The 4,104-nt window shown below is 69.6% G+C and carries 3 protein-coding genes; 2 read left to right on the top strand and 1 reads right to left on the bottom strand.

Going from position 1 to position 4,104, the window contains the following annotated elements; all coding sequences use genetic code 11:
• Positions 1–1,671, bottom strand: a 1,671-nt coding sequence (locus O3Q52_RS49835) for a homocysteine S-methyltransferase family protein (RefSeq protein WP_269655045.1), incomplete at its 3' end; no start/stop codon positions are given.
• 330 nt (positions 1,672–2,001) lie between these two features.
• On the opposite strand from O3Q52_RS49835, the gene O3Q52_RS49840 reads away from it, so the two are divergent.
• Positions 2,002–2,766 carry an IclR family transcriptional regulator gene (locus O3Q52_RS49840; RefSeq protein WP_269655046.1) on the top strand — a complete coding sequence of 255 codons (765 nt, stop codon included), beginning with the start codon at positions 2,002–2,004 and terminating at the stop codon, positions 2,764–2,766.
• Positions 2,767–3,141: 375 nt separating this feature from the next.
• Entirely contained in the window at positions 3,142–3,930 is a 789-nt protein-coding gene (locus tag O3Q52_RS49845) for an MIP/aquaporin family protein (protein ID WP_269655047.1), read from the top strand.
• Positions 3,931–4,104 lie beyond the last annotated feature (174 nt).

Raw genomic sequence — 4,104 nt, forward strand, 5'->3', positions numbered from 1 at the left:
GGTGGTCTGCACGTCCGGGTGACGCCGCTTCAGTTCGCGGATCGCCCCGATGGTGGCGATGCCGTCGCCCCGGGACTCCTCCTGGCCCGTGCAGATCGTGAAGGTCAGGGTGTCGATGAGGATGTCCGACTCGTGGATGCCCCAGTTCTCCGTCAGGTCCTCGATCAGTCGCTCGGCGATGGCGACCTTGTGCTCGACGGTGCGGGCCTGGCCCTCCTCGTCGATGGTCAGCGCGATCAGCGCGGCGCCGTGCTCCTGCGCCAGCTTGGTGACCTTCGCGAACCGCGACTCGGGGCCGTCGCCGTCCTCGTAGTTGACGGAGTTGATGACCGCGCGGCCGCCGAGCTTCTCCAGACCGGCGCGGATGACGGGGACCTCGGTGGAGTCGAGCACGATCGGCAGGGTGGAGGCGGTGGCGAAGCGGCCGGCCAGCTCCTCCATGTCGGCGACGCCGTCGCGGCCCACGTAGTCGACGCACAGGTCGAGCATGTGCGCGCCCTCGCGGATCTGGTCGCGGGCCATCTCCACGCAGTCGTCCCAGCGGCCGTCCAGCATGGCCTCGCGGAACTTCTTCGAGCCGTTGGCGTTGGTCCGCTCGCCGATCGCCATGTAGGCGGTGTCCTGGCGGAACGGCACGGTCTGGTAGAGCGAGGCGGCGCCGGGCTCGGGGCGCGGGTCACGCACGGCCGGGGTCAGGTCCCGGACGCGCTCGACGACCTGGCGCAGGTGCTCCGGGGTCGTGCCGCAGCAGCCGCCGATCAGGGAGAGGCCGTACTCGCGTACGAAGGTCTCCTGGGCGTCGGCCAGCTCGGGGGCCGTCAGCGGGTAGTGGGCGCCGTTCTTGCCGAGGACCGGGAGGCCCGCGTTCGGCATGCAGGACAGCGGGATGCGGGAGTGGCGGGCCAGATAGCGCAGGTGCTCGCTCATCTCGGCGGGGCCCGTGGCGCAGTTCAGGCCGATCATGTCGATGCCGAGCGGCTCCAGCGCGGTGAGCGCGGCGCCGATCTCCGAGCCGAGCAGCATGGTGCCGGTGGTCTCGACGGTCACCGAGACGATCAGCGGCAGGTCGACACCGAGGGTGTCCAGGGCCTTGCGGGCGCCGATGACCGACGCCTTGGTCTGCAGCAGGTCCTGGGTGGTCTCCACGAGCAGCGCGTCGGCGCCGCCGGCGATCATGCCCTCGGCGTTCCGCTGGTAGGCGTCGCGCAGGAGGGTGTACGGGGCGTGGCCGAGGGTCGGCAGCTTGGTGCCGGGGCCCATGGAGCCGAGCACCCAGCGCTGCTGACCGGTCGAGGCGGTGAACTCGTCGGCGACCTCGCGGGCGATGCGGGCACCCGACTCGGAGAGCTCGAAGACGCGCTCGGCGATGTCGTACTCGGCGAGGGCCGCGTGGTTGGCGCCGAAGGTGTTGGTCTCCACGCAGTCGACGCCCACGGCGAAGTACGCCTCGTGGACGGAGCGGACGATGTCCGGCCGCGTGATGTTCAGGATCTCGTTGCAGCCTTCGAGATTCTCGAAGTCCTCCATCGTCGGGTCCTGTGCCTGCAGCATCGTGCCCATCGCACCGTCGGCCACCACCACGCGGGTGGCGAGGGCCTCGCGGAGGGCATCGGTTCGGGTCCTGCTGTAGGCGGAGGAGGACGAGAGGGACGGGTTAGGCGACGAGGCCATGGAAGATGCTCCCTGAAGTGCGACGGCTGTCGGCTTTGCGCTTCTCATGGAAGGCGCACGCCGCAAGGGTAGCCCGCGGCGGCGCGGCGGGTCAGGGGAGTCCACGGGGCGGACGGGCGACACACACGCGACCCGCGGTGGGGATCACGTGGTTTGTGGTGGGGATGCGGCCGGTCGGCGCCGGGGGTGTTGCGGCCGCAACACATCACTGCAACTGATCCCGCCCACCCATTAGCGGGACATCGACGACGACCGGTAGTGTTCGACATTGCCGAACGGTGGCAGCGAAGCGCCGACCGACGGTGCGAGGGGACGGAGGGCAGGACGGCGATGGCACGGAACATCCAGTCGCTCGAACGGGCGGCCGCGATGCTGCGGCTGCTCGCGGGCGGCGAGCGACGGCTCGGCCTGTCGGACATCGCCTCGTCGCTCGGCCTGGCCAAGGGTACGGCCCACGGCATTCTGCGCACGCTGCAGCAGGAGGGCTTCGTCGAGCAGGACGCGGCGTCCGGGCGCTACCAGCTGGGCGCGGAGCTGCTGCGCCTGGGCACCACGTATCTCGACGTGCACGAGCTGCGGGCGCGTGCCCTGGTGTGGACGGACGACCTGGCCCGGTCGAGCGGCGAGAGCGTCTACCTGGGGGTCCTGCACCAGCAGGGCGTACTGATCGTGCACCACGTGTTCCGGCCCGACGACAGCCGGCAGGTGCTGGAGGTCGGGGCCATGCAGCCGCTGCATTCCACGGCGCTGGGCAAGGTCCTGTCGGCCTACGACCCGGTGGCGCACAGCGAGGTCCTGGAGGCCGAGCGAAAGGAGTTCACGGTCCGCACGGTAAGTGCGGCGGACGCGTTCGAGACCGTCCTCGACCTCACCCGCGCGCGCGGGTACGCGGCCGATGTCGAGGAGACCTGGACGGGCGTGGCCTCGGTGGCCGCACCCATCCACAACCAGCGGCGGATGCCGGTCGGCGCGGTGGGCGTCACGGGGGCGGTGGAGCGCGTCTGCAAGGACGGCGAGCTGCGCCCCGAGCTGATCGCGGCGGTCCGCGACTGCGCCCGCGCGGTGTCCCGGGATCTGGGCGCCGGGCGGTTCTGAGGTTCACAAGGACGCGGTGCTGAGGTTCGCGGGGACCTCGCACGGAAACAAGGCCGGTACGTCGACGACGTACCGGCCCTTTGTCATCCCCTGGCGACCACGGAACGTGCCAGCTCGCACGCGGTGCGCGGCCTTCCCAAGATCGATGTTTCACAGCAATGAATAACGATCGCGTTTTCGACAACGGAAGCCTTGACGGGGTGGTAACGGGAGAGCGAGACTCGCGTCCATCGGTCGGCATTGTCGAACACCTACCGGCAATACACGTTAGAGTGTGACAACGCCAAGGGCCGGCAACGACCTCACCTGAGGTCGCGAACCACCGGAGGGACCCGGGGTTCGGCTTCCCCTGGACGAAGGACAAAGGAGTCGCGGGTGTCCAGCTCCGACATCTTCATCGGCGAGACCATCGGTACCGCCATACTCATCCTGCTCGGCGGCGGTGTCTGTGCCGCCGTCACGCTGAAGGCCTCCAAGGCACGCAACGCCGGGTGGCTCGCCATCACCTTCGGGTGGGGCTTCGCGGTACTGACCGCCGTGTACACCTCGGCGCCTCTCTCCGGTGCCCATCTGAACCCGGCCGTGACCCTCGCGATCGCCATCAAGGACGACGCCTGGAGCAACGTCCTGACGTACTGGTCGGGCCAGCTTCTCGGCGCCATGATCGGCGCGGCGCTCGTGTGGGTCGCGTACTACGGGCAGTTCCAGGCGCACCTCACCGACCGCGAGATCGTGGGCGGTCCCGGTGCGCAGGACACCAAGTCCGTGGAGGCACGGGAGGCCAAGGCCGGCCCGGTGCTCGGCATCTTCTCCACCGGCCCGGAGGTCCGGATCGCGTGGCAGAACCTCGCCACGGAGATCATCGGCACGGTCGTGCTGGTGCTCGCGGTGCTCACGCAGGGTCTGAACGACAGCGGCAAGGGTCTCGGCACCCTGGGCGCGCTGATCACCGCCCTCGTGGTCGTCAGCATCGGCCTCTCCCTCGGTGGTCCGACGGGGTACGCCATCAACCCGGCCCGTGACCTCGGTCCGCGTATCGTGCACGCCCTGCTTCCCCTGCCCAACAAGGGCGGGTCCGACTGGAGCTATGCCTGGATCCCGGTCGTCGGTCCGCTGATCGGCGGAGCGATCGCCGCAGGCCTCTACAACGTCGCTTTTGCTTAGAGCCGTACGACCGCTCGGAGTCGGCGTACGTCCGGTACGGGACGTACGCCGGCTCGGAGCCGAGAGCAATACGCCGTAAGCCAGCCCCTTATCCACGGACTTTCAGGAGCACACCGTGACCGACGCGCACACCGCCGCCACGCATTCCCACGGCGCAGGGCCGTTCATCGCCGC

Source organism: Streptomyces sp. ActVer (assembly GCF_027270795.1).
Taxonomy (GTDB): Bacteria; Actinomycetota; Actinomycetes; order Streptomycetales; family Streptomycetaceae; genus Streptomyces; species Streptomyces umbrinus_A.

What these genes read in the sequence shown, in the direction of transcription:
- O3Q52_RS49840 (WP_269655046.1), top strand. Translation starts at nt 2,002, where the DNA reads ATGGCACGGAACATCCAGTCGCTCGAACGGGCGGCCGCGATGCTGCGG.